This window comes from Kitasatospora sp. NPDC001132 (assembly GCF_053598415.1).
This window is the reverse complement of sequence record NZ_JBSFKF010000005.1, coordinates 1-19,138: the sequence shown is the minus strand read 5'-3', so window position 1 is coordinate 19,138 and position 19,138 is coordinate 1. Positions and strand designations below refer to the sequence as shown.

Below are 19,138 nucleotides of genomic sequence, written 5' to 3'. Positions count from 1 at the left end.
CGGCAGGCCGCCCGGAGGGCAGTCTGCCGGGCCGTTGTGACGGCTGGGTGTCAGCCTCGGGTCAGCTTCTTGTAGGTGGCCCGGTGCGGGCGGGCGGCGTCGGCGCCGAGCCGCTCGATCTTGTTCTTCTCGTACGACTCGAAGTTGCCCTCGAACCAGAACCACTTGCTGTCGCCCTCGTAGGCGAGGATGTGGGTGGCCACTCGGTCCAGGAACCAGCGGTCGTGGGAGATGACCACGGCGCAGCCGGGGAACTCCAGCAGGGCGTTCTCCAGCGAGGAGAGCGTCTCGACGTCGAGGTCGTTGGTGGGCTCGTCGAGGAGCAGCAGGTTGCCGCCCTGCTTGAGGGTGAGCGCCAGGTTCAGGCGGTTGCGCTCACCGCCGGAGAGCACGCCGGCCGGCTTCTGCTGGTCCGGGCCCTTGAAGCCGAAGGCCGACACGTAGGCACGGGACGGCATCTCGACCTGGCCGACGTTGATCCAGTCCAGACCGTCGGAGACGACCTCCCAGAGGGTCTTCTTCGGGTCGATGTTGGAGCGGGTCTGGTCGACGTAGCTGATCTTGACCGTCTCGCCGACCTTGACCGTGCCGCTGTCCGGGGTCTCCAGGTCCTGGAGCATCTTGAACAGGGTGGTCTTGCCGGCGCCGTTCGGGCCGATGATGCCGACGATGCCGTTGCGCGGCAGGGTGAAGCTCAGGTCGTCGATCAGGACCTTCTCACCGAAGGCCTTGTTGAGGTTCTCGACCTCGATGACGACGTTGCCCAGGCGCGGGCCCGGCGGGATCTGGATCTCCTCGAAGTCCAGCTTCCGCATCTTGTCGGCCTCGGCCGCCATCTCCTCGTAGCGGGCCAGACGGGCCTTGGACTTCGCCTGGCGGCCCTTGGCGTTGGAGCGGACCCACTCCAGCTCCTCCTTGAGGCGCTTGGCGCGCTTGGCGTCCTTCTGCCCCTCGACCTTGAGACGCGACTGCTTGGTCTCCAGGTAGGTGGAGTAGTTGCCCTCGTACGGGTAGGCGCGGCCGCGGTCGAGCTCCAGGATCCACTCGGCGACGTTGTCCAGGAAGTACCGGTCGTGGGTGACGGCCACGACGGTGCCCTTGTACTTCTCCAGGTGCTGCTCCAGCCAGTTCACCGACTCGGCGTCCAGGTGGTTGGTGGGCTCGTCGAGCAGCAGCAGGTCGGGGGCCTCCAGCAGCAGCTTGCAGAGCGCGACGCGGCGCTTCTCACCACCGGAGAGCTTGGTGACCGGCCAGTCGCCGGGCGGGCAGCCCAGGGCGTCCATGGCCTGCTCCAGCTGGGCGTCCAGGTCCCAGGCCTCGGCGTGGTCCAGCTCCTCCTGGAGCTTGCCCATCTCGTCCAGCAGGGCGTCCGAGTAGTCGGTCGCCATCAGCTCGGCGATCTCGTTGAAGCGGTCGAGCTTCCCCTTGATCTCCTTGACGCCGTCCTGGACGTTCTCCAGGACGGTCTTGGACTCGTCGAGCGGCGGCTCCTGCAGCAGCATGCCGACGGTGAAGCCGGGCGAGAGGAAGGCGTCGCCGTTGGAGGGCTGGTCCAGGCCTGCCATCATCTTGAGCACGGTGGACTTACCGGCACCGTTGGGGCCCACGACGCCGATCTTCGCTCCGGGGAGGAAGCTGAGCGTCACGTCGTCAAGGATGACCTTGTCTCCGTGAGCCTTGCGCACCTTGCGCATCGTGTAGATGTATTCCGCCACGTGAGATCGCTCCGGCGTCGTCGGGAGTATTCGGCTTGCAGCCTTCCATTGTGCCGCACCCGGCCCGGAGGCCCGAATCGCCCGGGTGACCCCTTGGGGGTATCCGGAGCCCTCTCCCCGCCCGCTCCGGCCCCGCCGCTCCCGCCCCACCGGCAACACCCCGGCCGGCCGGGCCCTCAAGGCACGCCGGCCGGGCCCCGAACGCGGGACGGCCCGGCTCCCCGCAGCGGGTGCGGGGAGCCGGGCCGGTCGCCGCTCTCAGGGCGTCGGGAGGTCAGTGCCCCCCGGCCCACTCGGGCGGTTCGGTCGGTTCGGTCGGTTCAGTCGGTTCGACCGGTCCGACCGGTTCAGGCGGTGGTGCGACCGTGGCGGCCGCGGCGGCGCAGGACGAAGACGGCGGCGCCACCGGCCACGACCAGGCCACCGGCGACGGCGGCGAGGATCGGGGTGGAGTCATTGGCGCCGGTCTGGGCCAGGCCACCGGTGCCCGGGGCGGCGCTGGTGGTCGCCGGGGCCGGCTGGCCGGCGCCGTTGCTCGGGGTGCCCGACGGGGTCGCGGCGGGGGTGCCCGACGGGGTCGCGGCCGGGGTGGTCGGGGCCGGGGTCGGGGTCACGCCGACCTTGCAGTCCAGGACGCCCGTGAACTGCTTGGTGTAGCCGTTCGGGCCGGTCACGGTGAAGTCGTAGTTCGCCTTCTCCTCGACCTTGACGAGAACGGTCTCGGTCTTGCCCGGCTGGACGGCGACCTGCTGCTTGCCGACCGTGACGGTGGCGGCCTCGTCACCGCTGTTGGTGACGGACACCCGCACGCCGCCGGCGGCGCACTCCTCCTTGGCGGAGCTGTCGATCAGCGCGCCCTTGCCCTGCTTCCAGGTGGCCTTGGCGCCGGCCGCGACGTTCACCTTGGTGGAGCTGGCCAGGATCATGGTCTGGCTGTGGCGGCCCTGCTTGTCCACCTTGCTCATGAAGACCCGGCCGCTGAGCACGTTGGCCTCGGCGGTGGCGCTGATGGCGGCCTTGCCGTCCGGGGTGCCGGCCGGCACGTCCAGGAACAGCGGGGTGTCCTTGCCGATCGGGCCGGCCAGGCTGCCGTTGACCGGCTTGTTGTCCTTGTCCAGCAGCTTGACCTTGTCCGCGGCGTCGCCGGTGACGCTCAGCTTGACCTCGTTCGCGCTGGAGTTCAGCAGGAACGGGCCGAGCTTGCCGCCCGACTTCCCGGAGGCCGAGTCCGGGGAGATCGTCAGCGAGGGCTTCGGCTCGGCTGCGACGCCCTTGTTGGCGTCGCCGACCAGGTAGTCGCGCAGCTTCTTGGCCTTCTCGTTGCGCGGGACGGCGTTCTTGTTGTCCGAGAACTTCCAGATCGCGGCCTGGGTGCCGGCGGCGGCGTCCGCTTCGCTCAGGCTGTCGACCTGGATGGCCGTGGCCAGGGACGCCAGGCCCGCCTGCGGGTACGAGTTGTCCAGGATCCAGCGGATCTTGGGCGCGTTGGCGTTGCCGTTGAGGGAGCTCGACGCCCAGTCCGCCTCGTGGTACCTGGCGCCGCTGTCCAGGTAGACCGGGTTGTCGAAGTCGATGCAGTACGTCCGGAGCTTCTCGCCGGCGTCCGTCTTGAGGGTGAACAGACCACCGTCGACGGTCCTGTTCCCGACATCGATCTTCTCGCCGAGCATCTCGTTCAGGACTTCGGCGGTCACGCCCGAGGTCGGAGCACCGGCGCCGGCAGCGGCCGCCGCACCGGCCGCGAACAGGCCTCCGCCCAACGCCAAGCTGGTCGTGAGCATGACAGTGGTTATCCGGGACAGACTCCGCCCCTGCCTCTGGAACATCTGGGATCCCTCCGGGCCGGGCCGCACCGAGTGGGCGGCCCGCCGACTTGCCGTCCCGCGCGTGCCCCCTGTGGCACCGCTGCGGGTATGAACCAGACGAATCCTATTGAGCCCCGGAGGCCCCGAAACCCCCATGCGAAATCAGGACGATTCCGTATCTGGATCGTTATCAATCCCCTCAGGTCCCACACAAGCTGACGGCCACCCAGAAACTCGCGTGCGGTTTTCTGTTATCCCGTCGGATTGCGCCCGCGGGTACAACGACCGTCTCGATCAACATATTTGTCGACAGGAAGGTCACCGACCCGTCGGATCAGAGCACCCCTCCGGCGTCACCTCCCCGCTCCCTCCCGGGCGCCTCGCCCGGCTCCCCCGCGGCCGGCCGCCCGCCCGCCGGCAGCGCCCGTACGGCGGCTGCCGCCACCGGCACCGGGGCCGGGGCTGGCGCCGCCCGGTACGGCGCCCCGGAACCCCTGCGCGCCTCCACCGCGCTGACGATCCACTCCGGCACCACCTCGCCACCGGCCTCCGCGCCGCCCGGCCCGGGACCGGCCGGCTGCCCGCGCACCCCCGCCGCCCACCGGAACGCCGTGGTACCACGGGTGAGATCGTGCCCGACCGATCGCGCGTCGATCTCGACCCGGCTCCGCTTCACCTCCCCCTCCGTCCACTCGCGCACCCGCAGCCGACCGCTCACCAGCACCGGATCACCCTTGGCCAGCGAGCCGATCAGATTGACCGCCAGCGCCCGCCAGGCCGTCACCGTCACCCACTGCGTCTCGCCGTCCACCCAGCACTCGCGCTGCCGGTCGTACCTCCGCTCGGTGCAGGCGAGCCGGAAGTTGGCCATCGGCACCCCGCCGCTGGTTTCGCCGTAGCTCACCTCCGTCGCCACATTGCCGATCACCGTCACCTGCGTCTCGCTCACGGCACACCCTCCGCTCTCGCCGATGCACCGTACGGAATCGACCGGTGCGCCTTGAGCTTGCACTTCCGGGGAAATCCCGGCCACCGACTTCCGAAATCCTGTGGATAACTCGCCACTACGGAACTGCCGTCACTCGCAGGGGTGAATTTCAGCCCTCCGCGGCCGCTTCACCGCCGCTTCTTCGCGGCCATGACAACAAACCCGCTGCTCTCCGCCTCGCCGACGCGCCGCCGAACCCGCCCGGGAACACGCGGCGGAACGCGCCCCGCCGGCCGTCCGCGCACGTCATCCGACCGGGGCGAGCGGATTAAGGCCCCCCACCCGCACCGTCGGCGGCACATTCTCCGTGCCGAATCCATAACGGGTGAGGAGGCAGCCCCGTAACGACTGCACAACGTCCGGCGCGGAACACTCCCAGACCGCTGCACTCACGGCCTTCACCTGCGATTATCGGACCGCTCCACCGAACCGACACACCAACGGCGGTGTCGTCACGCCCGGCCGGGGAACCGGTCACCCTTATCCTGTCCCCGACAGGGCGAGGGCCCACCACCCCACCCCTCCCTCAGGTACGGGGCCGGACAGCGCGCGCCCCGGCGCTCGCCAGCCCGATCCCGGCCACGGTCGCGCCCGCCAGGGCACCGCCCGTCCCGCCCCCATAGCTCAGCGGATAGAGCACCCGCCTTCTAAGCGGTAGGTCGCAGGTTCGAATCCTGCTGGGGGCACCACTCGGCAATTCTGCAGGCCAACGAGTCGGCGAACACTTTCCGTATCCGTTCCGGGCCACCGCGTAATCCCCCGCGGCGAACAAGCCGCCCACGCATCGCGCAGAACTCGTGACCATGCGTGTGCATGTCGGCGAGCGCCGCGAATACGGGGCCGAAAACGGGGCCAACCGGAACTACCGGAATTCCCGGCGAATCCCCCGCACGGAACGGAACGGAACAGCCCACCCCGCTCCGCCCACCGGGTCCGGCCTACTCCGCCAGCCCGGCCAGATAGGCGTCCAGCAGCTCCGTCTGCCGCTGCGCCGGGAACTCCTCCGGGGCGAACAGCGCCTGCACCACCAGGCCCAGCACGAAGGCCTGCGCCCCCGCCGCGAGCGCCGCCGGATCGGCCTGCGCCGGAAGCTCCCCCAGCCGCTGGGCGTCCGCGACGTGCGCCGTGAGCGCGGTGCGCGAGCGCGCGTAGCGGCCCGCGTGGGCGGCCGCCAGTTCCGGATCGGCCAGGGCGTGGTCCCAGGAGCCGACCCAGATCCGGTTGTCGGCCGCGGCCTCGTCGTCCAGCGGCAGGACGTCCAGCAGCGACGCCCGCACCCGGGCCAGCCCGGACGGCGGCGGGCCGCCGTCCGCCGGCTCGGTGCGCCGCGGCCGGGCCAGCGAGCGTCGGTCCAGCTCCTCCAGCGCGTGGCTCAGCAGCGCCCGCTTGTTCGGGAAGTAGTGCGTCAACATCCCGGTGGAGGCGCCCAGTTCGGCGGCCACCGCGCGCAGCGTCAGCCCCTCGAAGCCCCGACTGGAGAGCACGCGCCACACCCCCTCGGACACTTCGGAACGTCGGGCGTCGTGGTCTCCGCGGGCCGGTGTCATGGGGGCTATCGTACATACCAAACGTTTGTTATGAATGATTCAGCCAACCTCGGCACCACTCTGAAAGGCCGCCCGTGTTTGCCGTACCGCTCACCGAGAACGCCGAACTGCGCCCGCTGGAGCCCTGGCAGGCCCCCGAGTTCCTGACCCACCTGGACCGCGCCCGCGCCCACACCGACCCGTGGATCCCCTGGGCCACCTTCTCGGTCGACCTGGACTCCGCCCGCGCCACCCTCCAGCGCTACGCCGACGGCCTGAACGCCGACCAGAAGCGGATCTACGGCATCTGGCTGGACGGCACGCTGGTCGGCGGCGTGATGTTCGTGAACTTCGACGCCCGGTCCGGCGTCTGCGAGATCGGCGCCTGGACCGAGCCGGCCGGCGAGGGCCACGGGCTGGTCACCGCGGCCGTCAGGCAGCTGCTCGACTACGCCTTCGTCACCCGCGGCATGCACCGCGCCGAGTGGTGGTGCTCCTCCGTCAACGCCCGCAGCCGGGCGGTCGCCGAGCGGGTCGGCATGACCCGCGACGGCGTCCTGCGCGAGTGGTTCCCGTACAACGGGGTCCGCTACGACAAGGAGATCTGGTCCATCCTGGCCTCGGAGTGGACCGGCCGGGCTTGAGGAGCCGCCCGGGCCCGGAGGGCCTACCGGGCCCGGGAAACGGCTGGGTCTGAGAAACGGCCGGGCCCGAGGAACCGGCCGGGCCCGAGGGCCCGAAGACCCGGCCGGCCCGCAACCGCGACAGCGCGGGGCCCGGTGGACTCCCGCGTCCACCGGGCCCCGCCGCCTCGGCCGCCGCCCCCGTCAGGCGGCCGGGGCCTCCTCCGTCGACCGCAGCCGCAGCGCGCACACCAGCGCCAGCACCCCGCCCGCCGACAGGAACACCTCGTCCACCGCGTCCGTGAAGCTGCGCACCGCTTGCTCCCGCGCCGCACCGGCCAGCGCGCCGACCGCACCGAGCGAGCGCCCCGGCTCCCCCGCCGCGAAGACCCGGGACAGCACGGTGCCGAACAGCGCCGCGCCGAGCGCGCTGCCGAGGCTCTGGAAGAACCGGATGCCGGTGGTCGCCACCCCCAGCCGGTTCCGGGGCGCGGGCGCGGCCTCCTGCACCACCGTGATCAGCTGGCCGATCAGCTGCCCCAGCCCGCAGCCCAGCAGGGCGAGTTCGGCCAGCACCGCCCACAGCCCGGTGTCCGGTCCGCTGAGGCCGAGCAGGGCGAGGGCGAGCGCCGAGCAGCCCGCGCCGACCACCGGGAACGTCCGGGTCGAGTGGCCGCGCCCGCTCAGCCGGCCGGCCACGATCCCGGACGCCGTCATCCCGGCCGCCATCGGGATCAGGTAGAGGCTGGCCGAGGTCGGGGCGACGCCCCGGGCGACCTGCAGGTAGAGCATCACGTAGACGATCGAGCCGATCATGCCCATCCCGACCAGGCCCTGGATCGCGAAGCCCAGCCGCACCGCGCGGATCCGGAACAGCGACAGCGGCAGCACCGGCTCGGCGGCGGTGGCCTGGCGCCACAGGAAGAGGCCGAACGCGCCCAGGGTCGCGGCCGCCAGCCCGAGGATCACCGGGGACGTCCAGGCGTACTCCGTGCCGCCCCACTCGGTGACCAGCAGCAGGCCGACCGAGAAGGCCGCCGCGCCTTCGCCCTGATCGAACACGGCCTCGGCGACTACGGCTCCGGCGCCGCCTGAGAGAGTTGGCGCACCACGACCGACCGGAGGTGCGCATGGACCAGCCGCTGCTCACGCGGGACCGCTCCGCCCTGCCCGCGCAGGCCGAGGGCGTCAACGCGTACGTCGGCGAGGACGGCGTCGCGGTGCTGGAGTTCGCCCGCCCGCACCGCCGCAACGCGGTGACCCTGGCGATCTGGCAGGCGCTGCCCAAGGTGCTCGAGCAGCTGGCCGGCCACGAGGGCGTGCGCGTCCTGCTGCTCACCGGCGCCGGCAACACCTTCAGCGCGGGCGCGGACATCGCCGAACTCTCCGAGGTGTACGGCGATCCGGACCGCGCGGAGGCCTACCACGCGACCAACGTCGCCGCCGAGGAGGCGCTGGCGGCCTTCCCGCACCCGACCCTCGCCGTGGTGCACGGCGCCTGCGTCGGCGGCGGCTGCCAACTGGCCGTCGCCTGCGACCTGCGCTTCGTCGCCGAGGACGCCCGCCTCGGGATCACCCCGGCCAAGCTCGGTGTGGTCTACTCGGCGGTGCCGACCGTACGGCTGTCCCGGCTGATCGGCCCGGCCCGAGCCAAATACCTGCTGTTCTCGGGCGAGTTGGTGACCGGCCGGGACGCCCTGCCGCTGGGCCTGGCCGAACGCGTCCTGCCGGACGCCGAACTGGATGCCGCCGCCCTGGACTTCGCCCGGCTGCTGACCCACCGCTCGACCCACACCATCGGCGCGGCCAAGGCCGTCCTGGACGCCCCGCCCGAGCGGGCCGACGAGGTCCTGGCCCCCTGGTTGCTCCGCTCCCGGGAGGGCTCGGACGTCCGCGAGGGCCTGGCCGCCTTCCTGGAGGGCCGCCCCGCCCGCTTCTGAGTCCCGCCGTTCCTGAGCCCCGCCCGCTCCTGAGTCCCGCCCGCTCCTGAGGGCTCGGGCCGCACCCCGCAACCCATACGATCATCCGACCGAGACCCGCCCGCCCCCCACACGCCCCCGGAGCACCACCCCGATGACGACCGAGGCCGAGACCGCGCCCGCCCCCACCAGCCGGACGGTCTGGGCCCGCCGGATCACCGACGGCCTGGAGCCGAAGAACGTGATCCTCGTGCTGCTCCCGCTGCTGGGCGGCCTGCGCTACGGCTGGCCGGGCATCGGCTGGGCGCTGTTCGCCGTCCTGTTCGCCGCCGTCGTCCCGACCCTGATCATCCGGTACGGCATGCGCAGGGGCACCGTGACGGACCGCCACGTCGGCCGGCGGCAGCGCCGGCTGACCGTCTTCCCGCTCATCATGGCCTCGGTGCTGCTCAGCTTCGCGGTGATGATCGCACTGGACGCCCCGACCGACCTGACCGCGCTGGTGCTGGCGATGTTCGCCTCGCTGGTCCCGATCCTGGTGATCACCGCCTGGTGGAAGGTCTCCGTGCACACCGCCGTGGCCACCGGCGCGGTGGTCTGCCTCGCCGTCGCGCTCGGCCCGCTCTGGCTGCTGCTCGGCCCGCTGGTCCCGGTGATCGGCTGGTCCCGGGTGGTGCTGCGGGACCACACCACCGCGCAGACCGTCGTCGGCGCGGTGGTGGGCGCGGTCACCGCCGGGCTCACCTTCTGGCTGGCCCGCTGAGTCAGCGGATCGGCATCCCCGAGATCGCCCGGGCGATCACCAGCCGCTGGATCTCGCTGGTCCCCTCGAAGATCGAGTAGATCGCGCTGTCCCGGTGCATCCGTTCCACCGGGTACTCGCGGGTGAAGCCGTTGCCGCCGAGGATCTGCATCGCCTGCGCGGTCACGTACTTGGCGGTCTCGCCCGCGTACAGCTTGGACATCGAGCCCTCGGCCGCGGTGAACGGCTGGTTGTTGACGGCCATCCAGGAGGCCCGCCAGACCAGCAGCCGGGCCGCGTCGATCCGGGTCCGCATGTCGGCGAGCTGGAAGGCCACGCCCTGGTTGTCGATGATCGGCCGGCCGAACTGCTCCCGGGTCTTCGCGTAGTCCAGCGCCACCTCGTACGCGGCCCGGGCGATGCCGATCGCCTGCGCTCCGACGGCCGGGCGGGAGGCCTCGAAGGTGGCCATCGCCGCGTTGCCCCTGCCGCCCGGGCGCTTGACGCCCTCGCGGGCCCGGGCGAGGCGCTCGTCCAGCTTCTCCTTGCCGCCGAGCAGGCAGCTGCCGGGCACCCGGACGCCGTCCAGCACCACCTCGGCGGTGTGCGAGGCGCGGATGCCGTGCTTCTTGAACTTCTGGCCCTGGCTCAGCCCCGGGGTGCCCGGCGGGACGACGAAGGAGGCCTGGCCCTTCGCGCCGAGCTCCGGGTCGACGGTGGCGACCACCACGTGGACGGCGGCGATCCCGCCGTTGGTGGCCCAGGTCTTGGCGCCGTCGAGCACCCACTCGTCCTTGGCCTCGTCGTACACCGCCCGGGTGCGCAGCGCCGAGACGTCGGAGCCGGCGTCCGGCTCGGAGGAGCAGAAGGCGGCGACCTTGACGTCCTCGGGGGTGCCGAACATCTGCGGGGTCCAGGTGCCGATCTGCTCGTCGGTGCCGTTGGCCAGGACCGCGACGGCGGCGAGGGTGGTGCCGACGATGGACAGCCCGATGCCCGCGTCGCCCCAGAACAGCTCCTCCATGGCGATCGGGATGCCGACGCCGGAGGGGTCGAAGTACTGCTGGGCGTAGAAGTCCAGCGAGTAGATGCCCAGCTTGGCGGCCTCCTGGATGACCGGCCAGGGGGTCTCCTCGCGCTCGTCCCACTCGGCCGCGGCCGGGCGCATCACGTCGGCGGCGAAGCCGTGCAGCCAGTCGCGTACGGCGAGCTGGTCCGCGCCCGGATCCAGCGAGAACGTGCTGCTCATGGTGCTTGCCTCCGAAGACGTGTGCGGCCGGCCGGGGTGTTACCTCGGGTAACATCGTCGGAGTCTGCTACTGATTGGTAACCGGTGTCAACGCCCAGGCAGACCCCGCCGAAACCCGACCCGAGGAGCAGCGCATGTCCCGAGAGCCCCGCCGCGAGCAGCTGCTCAACGCCGCCGACCGGGTCATCCAGCGCGAGGGGCCGGGCGCCAGCATGAACGCCATCGCCGCCGAGGCCGGCATCACCAAACCGATCCTCTACCGCCACTTCGGCGACCGGAACGGCCTGATCAGAGCCCTGACCGAACGCCACACCGGCGGCCTGCTGGCCGCCGTCCGGGCCGCCCTCGCCGAACCGCTGGAGCGCCGCGACCGGGTCGAGCACGTCCTGGACACCTACCTCGCCGGGATCGAGGCCCGCCCCCAGGTCTACCGGCTGCTCACCCACCCCGAGCCGGGCGACCCGAGCGGCGCCGGCAACGCGCTCGCCCCCGCGCTCCGGCAGATCGCCGAGGAGATCACCCGGGCCGTGCAGAGCCAGGTCGACCTCGGCGCCGACCGCGACCTGCTCGCCGAGGCCTGGGGCCGGGGCATCACCGGCATGGTGCTGGCCGCCGGGGACTGGTGGCTGGAGAGCAAGCCCTGCTCGCGCACCCGGATGGTACAGGCGCTGGCCGACCTGCTCTGGGGCCGGCTGGCCGCCGCCGCGGACCTGCCGACCGCCGTCCTGCCGCCCGCGCCGGAACCGTCCGCCGACTGAACCGTCCGCCGGCTGAACCGCCGGCCGGCCGACACGTCCGCCGACCGTTACGCCCGCCGGCCGGAGCACCTGCGAAGCACCGTCCGCCGACTGAACTCTTGTGCGGCACACGACAGTCCGGGCATCATCGGGCCCCACCCCCACCCCCGCCGTGCGAGGTCCCCGATGCGCCTGCGCCGCACCGCCGTCGCCCTGCTGCTCGCCGCCACCGCCGCCCTCACCGCCGTCCCGGCCTCGGCCCACGACGGGCCGCCGGACCGATTCCCCACCGGCACCGTCACCGCCGCCGACGGCCGCACCTCCCTCACCGACGCCCAGGGCCGCCGCCTGCGGCTGCGCGGCTTCAACCTCGACAAGTACGCCGAGGCCACCGCGGCCGACCTCGATTCCGTCGCCGCCCAGGGCTTCACCCTGGTCCGGCTGCCGGTCTCCTGGACCAGGCTGGAACCCCGGCGCGGCCACCTCGACGCCACCGAGCTGCGCCGCCTCCAGCGGCTCCTCGACCGGGCCGACCGACTCGGCCTGCTGGTCCTGATCGACTTCCACCAGGACGTCTACGGGCCGAAGTTCGTCGGCGGCAACAACGGCGTCCCCGCCTGGGCCACCCGGGACGACGGCCTGCCCTTCACCCCGGACCCGGACGACTGGTTCGCCGGCTACTTCCAGCCCGCCGTCCAGGCCGCCTTCCGGCACCTCTACGACGACCCCGACCTGCGCGCCTGGCAGTCCGACTTCTACACCCGACTCGCCCGCGAACTGCGCGGCCACCGCTCGCTGTTGGGCTACGACCTGTTCAACGAGCCGTTCGGCCCGGTGGACGGCGACCCGAGCGACCCGGCCGTGCTGGCCGCCTCCGCCGCCGCCCTGGAGCGGGGCCGGCTCGCCGACATGTACCGCCGCCTGATCGCCGCCGTGCGCCGGTCCGACTCCCGCGCCTGGCTGTTCGTGGAACCCACCGTGCTGGTCGGCCAGGGCGTGCCCACCCGGCTGCCCGGCTTCGCCGACCCGCGCTCCGGCGCACCCCGGCTCGGCTACGCGCCGCACTTCTACGACACCGCGGTCGAGGGCGGCGCCGACTGGGATCCGGCCGGCGGCTTCGTCGAGCGGTACACCGCCGCGATCACCGACTACCCGGCCGCCCACCACCTGCCCGTCCTGGTCGGCGAGTGGGGCCCGCCGAACTCCCGCACCCCGGGCAACGCCGAGCTGGTCCGCCGTCAGGTCACCGCGATGGACGGCTTCGCCGAGGGCTGGACGATGTGGTACTGGTGCCGGGGCGCCGGCGGCTACTGCGCGCTCGACCCGGCCGGGCGCCCCGCCCCCGGCGACGAGCCCGCCTTCGGCCCGTACCCGGTGGCCGTCGCGGGCACGGACGTCCGGACGGCCGCCACCGGCGTGAGCTGGCGCGCCGACGGCACCGGGCGCGGCAGCGAACTCCTGCTCCCCCCGGCCGCGTTCCCGCACGGGGCCGCGGTCGCCGTCGCCCCGGCCGGCGCCCGGGTCGAGGTCGAGCAGCCGACGGGCGGGCACGCGGGAACCGTACGCATCCGGCTCCCGCACGCCCGCCCGGGCACGACCGTGACGGTCACGCTCACCGCGCGGTGAGCCGCCCGGCGAGCAACCCGGCGAGCGTCGTGGCCGGGCCGCTCACGCCAGCCCCCGGCGGGCCAGCAGCGGCCCGGTCTCCGGCGCCCGCCCGACCACCGCGCGGAAGGACTCCAGCGGGTCCCGGCTGAACCCGCGCGACAGCAGCTCGCGGCGGAACAGCTCGCCGCTCTCCCGCACCGGGCGGCCGTTGGTCTCGAACCACTGCACGGTGTCCGCGTCCAGCACCTCCGACCAGATGTACGCGTAGTACGCCGCGCTGTAGCCGCTGGCGAAGATGTGCTGGAAGTACGCCGTCCGGTAGCGCGGCGGGATCGCGTCCACCGCGATCCCGGCCGCGGCGAGCGCCCGCGCCTCGAACTCCTCGGCGTCCTCGATCTCCGTGCCCCGCGGCACGGTGTGCCACGCCCAGTCCAGCAGCGTGGCCGCCAGGTACTCCACCGTCCGGAAGCCCTGACCGAAGCCCTCGGCCGCCTTCATCCGCTCGACCAGCTCGGCCGGCAGCGCCTCCCCGGTCGCGTGGTGGCGGGCGTAGTTCGCCAGCACCTCCGGTCGGACCATCCACATCTCGTTGACCTGCGAGGGGAACTCGACGAAGTCCCGGGGCACCGAGGTGCCCCAGAACAGCGGGTAGCGCACGTCCGAGAACAGCCCGTGCAGCGCGTGCCCGAACTCGTGGAACAGCGTGCGCACCTCGTCCCAGTCCATCAGCGCCGGCTCGCCGGGCGCCGGGCGCGGGATGTTCAGGTTGTTCAGCACCACCGGCCGCCGCCCGGTCAGCCCGGACTGGGCGACCAGCTCGGACATCCACGCGCCGCCGCGCTTGGACGCCCGGGCGTGGAAGTCGCCGATGAACAGGCCCAGCGGGCTTCCGTCCTCCTCGAACACCTCGAAGACCCTGGCGTCCGGGTGGTGCGCCACCAGGTCCGGCCGCTCGGTGAAGCTCACCCCGTACGCCAGGTTCGCGGCGAAGAACACGCCGTCCCGCAGCACCCGCTCCAGCTCGAAGTACGGGCGCAGCACCGCCGCGTCCACCTGGTAGGAGCTCTGCCGGACCTTCTCCGAGTAGTACGCCCAGTCGTGCGCGGCGATCTCCCCGATCCCGTCCGCGGCGGCCTCCCTGGCCAGCTCCCCGGCCTCCCGGCGGGCCATCGCCACGGCCGGGCCGACCAGTCGGGACAGCAGCCCGGAGACCGCCTCGACGGTGCCGGCCGTCTCGTCCGCCACCACGTACGAGGCGTGGCTCGGGTGCCCCAGCAGCGCGGCCCGCTCGGCGCGCAACGCGGCCATCCGGATCGCCAGCGGGCCGTTGACGTCGAGGCCCCGGGCGAGCGAGGCGGCCAGCAGCCGCTCGCGCACCGAGCGGTCGGTGAGCTGGGCCAACTCGGCCTGGCCGGAGGTGTTCCGCACGCTCAGCACGTACTTCCCGGGGTGGCCGAGCACCCGGGCGTTCTCCGCGGCGCCGGCGATCGCGCCCTCCGACAGCCCGGCCAGCTCCTCGGCGGAGTCCAGCACCAGCGCGGCGGAGCGGGTGACGGCGTTCACGTTCTGCTGGAACGTGGTGCCGAGCGCGGCGAGTTCGGCGTTCAGCTCGCGCAGCCGGGCCTGCTCGGCCGCGCCCAGGCGGGCACCGGACCGCACGAAGGCGGTGTACCGGCGCTCCAGCAGGCGCAGCGACTCCGGGTCGAGGCCGAGCCCGGCGCGCTCCTCGTACAGCGCCTCGATCCGGGCGAACAGCGCGAGGTCCAGGTGGATCGCGTCGTGGTGGGCGGCGAGCAGCGGGCTCACCTTCGCCTCCACCTCGTCCAGCACGTCGGTGGTGTCCGAGGAGGACTGGTTGAGGAACACCGCGTCGACCCGGCGCAGCAGCTCCCCGGAGCGTTCCAGGGCCACCAGGGTGTTCTCGAAGGTCGGCAGGCTCCGGTCGGCGGTGATCGCCGCGCTCTCGGCCAGCTGCTCGGCCATGCCCCGCTCGTACGCGGGCAGGTAGTGCTCCTCGCGGATCTCGGCGAACGGCGGGAGTTCGTAGACCAGCGGGCTGGCCTGGAAGAACGGGTTCTCGGTCATTTCGCGACCATACGCCGTGTCACCCGCCCCGCTCATACGCTTTACCGCCCGCCGCGGACCGCCGCCCGTGGGCCCTGCCGCACCCGCCCGCCGACCCCGGCCGCACCCGCCTGCCGCCCGTTGTCGGACCCACCCGTTAACGTCGACGGCGCGGACCCGTCGGTCGCGGGCCGCGGCGCGCCCCGCCCGCGGGCTCGCACCCCGTCCCGTCCCCGTCCCCGCACGCCCGACCGCGCGCCGGAGAGGAGCAGCCCCCGTGGCACCCAGGACCGCCCTCGCGCCCGACCCCCACGGCCCCGGCGGCCGGCTCCAGCCGTTGGACGACGCGGGCGCCCCGCTCGGCCCGCCGGAGGCCGTGCGCGACCTCGCCGCCGCCGTCGCCGCCCGGGAGGCCGCCGAGCGTCCGCGCTGGGTCTGGGCCGCGGCCGACTCGGCGTACACCCCGCTGCTGCCGCACCTGCCCGACCGGCTCGCCCGCTGCCACGACCTCCGACTGGTCGAGGCGCTGCTGCTGGCGCACGAGGGCCGCTTCGGCGCGCCCCGCTCGCTCGGCGCGGCCTGGGCCCGGCTGCGCGGCCTGCCCGTCCCCGACGACCTGCCCGAGCCCGGCCTGGCCGACGCGGACGACGGCCAGGACACCCTGTTCGCCCCCGACCGGCTGCAACTGCCGCCCGGCGCCGACCCCCTGGCGGCCGTGGTCGCCGTCCACGCCGAACAGCAGCGCCGGATCACCGCCCTCACCGACCCGGCCGCCCGGCAGCGGTTCCGGCTGCTGGTCGCCGCCGAGTCGGCCGGCGCCCTGGTGGCCGCCGAGATGGCCCACGACGGACTGCCCTGGCGGGCCGACGTCCACGACCGGCTGCTGACCGAGCTGCTCGGCCCCCGTCCGACCGTCTCCGGCACCCAGCCCAGGCTCCTCGCCGAACTCGCCGTCGAGCTCCACCGGGCCCTCGGCGTCAAGCCGTTCAACCCCGACTCGCACGCCCAGGTGCTGCGCGCCTTCGCCGAGGCGGGCCTCCAGCTCGGCTCCACCCGCTCCTGGGAGCTCAAGGGCATCGACCACCCGGCCGCGCGGCTGATGGTCCGCTACAAGGAGCTGTCCCGGATCCACGTCGCCCACGGCTGGGCCTGGCAGGACGCCTGGGCCCGCGGCGGCAGGTTCCGGCCCGAGTACGTGGTCGGCGGCGTGGTCTCCGGCCGCTGGGCCAGCCGCGGCGGCGGCGCCCTGCAGATCCCGCGCATCCTGCGCGGCGCCGTGGTCGCCGACCCGGGCTGGCACCTGGTCGTCGCCGACGCCGCCCAGCTGGAGCCACGGGTGCTGGCCGCGCTGTCCCAGGACGCCGGGCTGGCCCGCACCGCCGCCGGCGGCGACCTGTACGAGGCACTCGCCGCCCACGCCTTCCAGGGCGACCGCGAGAAGGCCAAGCTCGGCCTGCTCGGCGCCATGTACGGGCAGACCAGCGGCGACATCGGCCCGCTGCTGAACACCCTGCACCGCCGCTACCCGGCCGCGATGGGCTACGTCGAGGCCGCCGCCCGCACCGGAGAGGACGGCGGCGTGGTCGCCTCCCGGCTCGGCCGGGTCTGCCCGCCGGCCTCCGCGGACTTCCTCGACCTCACAGAGGGCGAGACGGCGGGCGTGGCCGGCGGCCGCACCGCCCGCGCCCGTGGGCGCTTCACCCGCAACTTCGTCATCCAGGCCAGTGCCGCCGACTGGGCGCTCGCCCTGCTCGCGGCGCTGCGCCGCCGGCTGAACGGACTGCCGGTGCCCAGCCCGGCGGACCGCCCGCACCTGGTGTTCTTCCAGCACGACGAGGTGATCGTGCACACCCCGGCCAACCTCGCCGACGAAGTGGCCTCCGCCATCGCCGAGGCGGCCGAGGAGGCCCGCCGGCTGGTGTTCGGCGACACCCCGGTGCGTTTCCCGCTCAGCACGGCGGTGGTGGACTGCTACGCCGACGCCAAGTGACCAGGGCTTCCCCCCGGGGGCGTCCCGCGGGGGCTCCCTTCGGCGCCGCCCGGAGCTCAGAGCTTCCGGAACCCGCGCGCGTCCTCGGCCGCCGCGACCACCTCGGCCAGCCCGGCCCCGGTCGAGGCGGTGACGGCGGCGGCCACCGCGCCCTCCACGAACGGCGCGTCGGCCAGCTTCACGCCCGGGCGCGGCTCGTCCTCCAGCACCGTCACGGCGGTGAGCACCGAGCTGCCGAGGTCCGGCAGCACGACCACGCCCGCCCCGGCGTCGGCCCGCGCGATCGCCGCCGCGATCAGGTCGTAGCTGGTGCCGAGCCCGCCGTCCTCGGTGCCGCCCGCGACGACCACCCGCACGCCGTCCGAGGCGAGTTCGCCGAGCAGCTCGCGCAGCCCCTCCGCGAGCCGGGCGCTGTGCGAGACCAGAACAATGCCCACGTTCTCACTCATGCGGCCGACCCTACGGCCGGAACCCGCTGCTCCGGGAGAGTGATCGGAATCCCGCGTGTCGCACCCCGTGCCCACCACCCCCGTCTGGCGTAGCGTCGGGGCGACGGCGTCGACGGCCGTGGCGTCCCCGCCCAGGTCACCCAGGTCACCAAGGGAGCGAAGAACGTTGAAGAAGCTGATCAACACCCCGGAGGGCGTCCTGGAGGACGCGCTGGCCGGAATCGCCGCCGCCCATCCGGAGCTGGCGGTGGACATCCCCAACCGGGTGATCACCAGGGCCGCCCGCCCGGCCGCCGCCAAGGTCGCGCTGATCTCCGGCGGCGGCTCCGGCCACGAGCCGCTGCACGGCGGCTTCGTCGGCCCCGGCATGCTCGACGCCGCCTGCCCCGGCGAGGTGTTCACCTCGCCCGTGCCGGACCAGATGCTGGCCGCCGCCAAGGCCGTGGAGACCGGCGCCGGCGTGGTCTTCATCGTGAAGAACTACACCGGCGACGTGATGAACTTCGAGCTCGCCGCCGAACTCGCCGCCGAGGAGGGGCTGGAGGTCCGCACCGTCCTGGTCAACGACGACGTCGCGGTCGAGGACTCCACTTGGACGGCCGGGCGCCGGGGCACCGGCGCGACCCTCCTGGTCGAGAAGACCGCCGGCGCGCTGGCCGAGCGCGGCGCCCCGCTGGACGAGGTGGCCGCCCTGGGCGAGCGGGTCAACGCCGCCTCCCGCTCCTTCGCGATCGCGCTCACCGCGGCCACCGTGCCGGCGGCCGGCAAGCCCGGCTTCGACCTGCCCGAGGACGAGATCGAGGTCGGCGTCGGCATCCACGGCGAGCCCGGCCGCCGGCGCGAGAAGCTCCGCCCGGCCCGCGAACTCGCCGCCGAGGTGGTCGAGACCATCCTGACCGACCACCACCTGACCCCTGGCGACGAGGTGATCGCCCTGCTCAACGGCCTCGGCGGGACCCCGCTGCTGGAGCTGTACGTGGTCTACGGCGAGGTCGCCGCCAGGCTCGCCGAGCGCGGCATCACGGTGGCCCGCAGCCTGGTCGGCAACTACGTCACCAGCCTGGACATGGCCGGCTTCTCGCTCACCCTCACCAAGGCCGACGCCCAGCTGCTCGAACTCTGGGACGCCCCGGTCGACACCCCCGCCCTCAAGCGGGCGTAGGGCGTGTCCGATCGATTCGCCCCAGCCCCGAGCCACACCGAAGGAGACCCCATGGACTTCGACACCGCCCTGGCCGAGGCCTGGATCCGCGCGATCGCCGCGGCCGTCGAGAAGGAGCGCTCCCGGCTCACCGAGCTGGACTCGGCGATCGGCGACGGCGACCACGGCAGCAACCTCCAGCGCGGCTTCGCCGCCGCCCTGACCGCCCTGGACGGCCTCCGGCCGGCCGGCCCGGGCGCCGTCCTCACCAAGACCGGCACCACGCTCATCTCCAAGGTCGGCGGCGCCTCCGGCCCGCTCTACGGCAAGGCCTTCCGTGCGATGGGCGCCGCCCTGCCCGAGCCGGCCGGCCCGGCCGCGGTCGCCGAGGCCCTGTCGGCCGGCCTGGACGCCGTCCGCCTCCTCGGCAAGGCCGAACCGGGCGACAAGACCATCGTGGACGCCTGGACCCCGGCCGTCGCCGCCTTCCGCGCCGCGGCCGGCGCCGGCCACCCCCCCCCGGGGGCGGGGGCCCCCCCCCCCGCCCCACCCGGGCGCCCCCCCCCCCACCCCCACCCGGCC

16 protein-coding genes and 1 tRNA gene are annotated in these 19,138 nt (G+C 73.6%); 9 read left to right on the top strand and 8 right to left on the bottom strand.

Annotated features, from left to right (window positions below):
- Nucleotides 1-50: 50 nt before the first annotated feature.
- The 3 genes from ettA to ACWDBE_RS08655 all read right to left on the bottom strand — a co-directional run bounded on the left by ettA (nucleotide 51) and on the right by ACWDBE_RS08655 (nucleotide 4,469).
- Nucleotides 51-1,715, bottom strand: coding sequence for an energy-dependent translational throttle protein EttA (gene ettA, locus ACWDBE_RS08665; RefSeq protein ID WP_449792322.1), 1,665 nt, complete (start codon nucleotides 1,713-1,715; stop codon nucleotides 51-53).
- Between the two features lie 347 nt (nucleotides 1,716-2,062).
- Nucleotides 2,063-3,496 carry a Cys-Gln thioester bond-forming surface protein gene (locus ACWDBE_RS08660; protein WP_449792323.1) on the bottom strand — a complete coding sequence of 478 codons (1,434 nt, stop codon included), beginning with the start codon at nucleotides 3,494-3,496 and terminating at the stop codon, nucleotides 2,063-2,065.
- 358 nt (nucleotides 3,497-3,854) lie between these two features.
- Nucleotides 3,855-4,469 (bottom strand): single-stranded DNA-binding protein, encoded by a 615-nt coding sequence (locus ACWDBE_RS08655; protein ID WP_449792324.1) that lies wholly within the window; start codon nucleotides 4,467-4,469, stop codon nucleotides 3,855-3,857.
- A gap of 652 nt (nucleotides 4,470-5,121) precedes the next feature.
- Here ACWDBE_RS08655 and ACWDBE_RS08650 point away from each other — a divergent pair.
- Nucleotides 5,122-5,197 (top strand) — tRNA-Arg (locus ACWDBE_RS08650).
- 249 nt (nucleotides 5,198-5,446) lie between these two features.
- Here the strand turns inward: ACWDBE_RS08650 and ACWDBE_RS08645 are convergent.
- Entirely contained in the window at nucleotides 5,447-6,055 is a 609-nt protein-coding gene (locus ACWDBE_RS08645; protein ID WP_449792325.1) for a TetR/AcrR family transcriptional regulator, read from the bottom strand.
- Between the two features lie 74 nt (nucleotides 6,056-6,129).
- Here ACWDBE_RS08645 and ACWDBE_RS08640 point away from each other — a divergent pair, with 74 nt between their 5' ends.
- Nucleotides 6,130-6,678 carry a GNAT family N-acetyltransferase gene (locus tag ACWDBE_RS08640; protein WP_449792326.1) on the top strand — a complete coding sequence of 183 codons (549 nt, stop codon included), beginning with the start codon at nucleotides 6,130-6,132 and terminating at the stop codon, nucleotides 6,676-6,678.
- Nucleotides 6,679-6,861: 183 nt separating this feature from the next.
- Here the strand turns inward: ACWDBE_RS08640 and ACWDBE_RS08635 are convergent, their stop codons facing one another.
- The gene (locus ACWDBE_RS08635) at nucleotides 6,862-7,719 is read right to left on the bottom strand and encodes an MFS transporter (RefSeq protein ID WP_449792327.1); all 858 of its coding nucleotides are present in this window, start codon (nucleotides 7,717-7,719) and stop codon (nucleotides 6,862-6,864) included.
- Between the two features lie 68 nt (nucleotides 7,720-7,787).
- On the opposite strand from ACWDBE_RS08635, the gene ACWDBE_RS08630 reads away from it, so the two are divergent.
- Both ACWDBE_RS08630 and ACWDBE_RS08625 read left to right on the top strand, forming a co-directional pair.
- Entirely contained in the window at nucleotides 7,788-8,597 is an 810-nt protein-coding gene (locus ACWDBE_RS08630; RefSeq protein WP_449792328.1) for an enoyl-CoA hydratase/isomerase family protein, read from the top strand.
- A 133-nt stretch (nucleotides 8,598-8,730) separates the two neighbouring features.
- Nucleotides 8,731-9,339: a hypothetical protein gene (locus ACWDBE_RS08625; protein ID WP_449792329.1), complete on the top strand. Its 609-nt coding sequence runs from the start codon at nucleotides 8,731-8,733 to the stop codon at nucleotides 9,337-9,339.
- Nucleotide 9,340: 1 nt separating this feature from the next.
- Here ACWDBE_RS08625 and ACWDBE_RS08620 read toward each other — a convergent pair whose 3' ends face one another.
- Nucleotides 9,341-10,567, bottom strand: a complete 1,227-nt coding sequence (locus ACWDBE_RS08620) for an acyl-CoA dehydrogenase family protein (protein WP_449792330.1) — start codon at nucleotides 10,565-10,567, stop codon at nucleotides 9,341-9,343.
- 134 nt (nucleotides 10,568-10,701) lie between these two features.
- Between ACWDBE_RS08620 and ACWDBE_RS08615 the strand changes: the two genes are divergently transcribed.
- Nucleotides 10,702-11,325: a TetR family transcriptional regulator gene (locus tag ACWDBE_RS08615; protein ID WP_449792331.1), complete on the top strand. Its 624-nt coding sequence runs from the start codon at nucleotides 10,702-10,704 to the stop codon at nucleotides 11,323-11,325.
- Nucleotides 11,326-11,490: 165 nt separating this feature from the next.
- Nucleotides 11,491-12,930, top strand: coding sequence for a glycoside hydrolase family 5 protein (locus ACWDBE_RS08610; RefSeq protein ID WP_449807561.1), 1,440 nt, complete (start codon nucleotides 11,491-11,493; stop codon nucleotides 12,928-12,930).
- 42 nt (nucleotides 12,931-12,972) lie between these two features.
- On the opposite strand, the gene ACWDBE_RS08605 is transcribed toward ACWDBE_RS08610, so the two are convergent.
- Nucleotides 12,973-14,997, bottom strand: a complete 2,025-nt coding sequence (locus ACWDBE_RS08605; protein WP_449807560.1) for a M3 family metallopeptidase — start codon at nucleotides 14,995-14,997, stop codon at nucleotides 12,973-12,975.
- A gap of 256 nt (nucleotides 14,998-15,253) precedes the next feature.
- On the opposite strand from ACWDBE_RS08605, the gene ACWDBE_RS08600 reads away from it, so the two are divergent.
- Nucleotides 15,254-16,966, top strand: a complete 1,713-nt coding sequence (locus tag ACWDBE_RS08600; RefSeq protein ID WP_449807559.1) for a bifunctional 3'-5' exonuclease/DNA polymerase — start codon at nucleotides 15,254-15,256, stop codon at nucleotides 16,964-16,966.
- 56 nt (nucleotides 16,967-17,022) lie between these two features.
- On the opposite strand, the gene dhaM is transcribed toward ACWDBE_RS08600, so the two are convergent.
- Entirely contained in the window at nucleotides 17,023-17,415 is a 393-nt protein-coding gene (gene dhaM / locus ACWDBE_RS08595) for a dihydroxyacetone kinase phosphoryl donor subunit DhaM (protein ID WP_449792335.1), read from the bottom strand.
- A 166-nt stretch (nucleotides 17,416-17,581) separates the two neighbouring features.
- Here dhaM and dhaK point away from each other — a divergent pair, with 166 nt between their 5' ends.
- Both dhaK and dhaL read left to right on the top strand, forming a co-directional pair.
- Complete coding sequence (gene dhaK, locus ACWDBE_RS08590) at nucleotides 17,582-18,577, top strand: dihydroxyacetone kinase subunit DhaK (protein WP_449792336.1); 996 nt, start codon at nucleotides 17,582-17,584, stop codon at nucleotides 18,575-18,577.
- 51 nt (nucleotides 18,578-18,628) lie between these two features.
- A partial coding sequence (gene dhaL, locus ACWDBE_RS08585) for a dihydroxyacetone kinase subunit DhaL (RefSeq protein ID WP_449807558.1) occupies nucleotides 18,629-19,138 on the top strand: 510 nt, incomplete at its 3' end.

Bases quoted from the DNA above. Each gene is read 5' to 3' on its own strand.
- ACWDBE_RS08660 (WP_449792323.1), bottom strand. From the start codon at position 3,496: ATGCTCACGACCAGCTTGGCGTTGGGCGGAGGCCTGTTCGCGGCCGGT.
- ACWDBE_RS08645 (WP_449792325.1), bottom strand. From the start codon at position 6,055: ATGACACCGGCCCGCGGAGACCACGACGCCCGACGTTCCGAAGTGTCC.
- ACWDBE_RS08630 (WP_449792328.1), top strand. From the start codon at position 7,788: ATGGACCAGCCGCTGCTCACGCGGGACCGCTCCGCCCTGCCCGCGCAG.
- ACWDBE_RS08625 (WP_449792329.1), top strand. From the start codon at position 8,731: ATGACGACCGAGGCCGAGACCGCGCCCGCCCCCACCAGCCGGACGGTC.
- ACWDBE_RS08620 (WP_449792330.1), bottom strand. From the start codon at position 10,567: ATGAGCAGCACGTTCTCGCTGGATCCGGGCGCGGACCAGCTCGCCGTA.
- ACWDBE_RS08615 (WP_449792331.1), top strand. From the start codon at position 10,702: ATGTCCCGAGAGCCCCGCCGCGAGCAGCTGCTCAACGCCGCCGACCGG.
- ACWDBE_RS08610 (WP_449807561.1), top strand. From the start codon at position 11,491: ATGCGCCTGCGCCGCACCGCCGTCGCCCTGCTGCTCGCCGCCACCGCC.
- ACWDBE_RS08605 (WP_449807560.1), bottom strand. From the start codon at position 14,997: ATGACCGAGAACCCGTTCTTCCAGGCCAGCCCGCTGGTCTACGAACTC.
- dhaM (WP_449792335.1), bottom strand. From the start codon at position 17,415: ATGAGTGAGAACGTGGGCATTGTTCTGGTCTCGCACAGCGCCCGGCTC.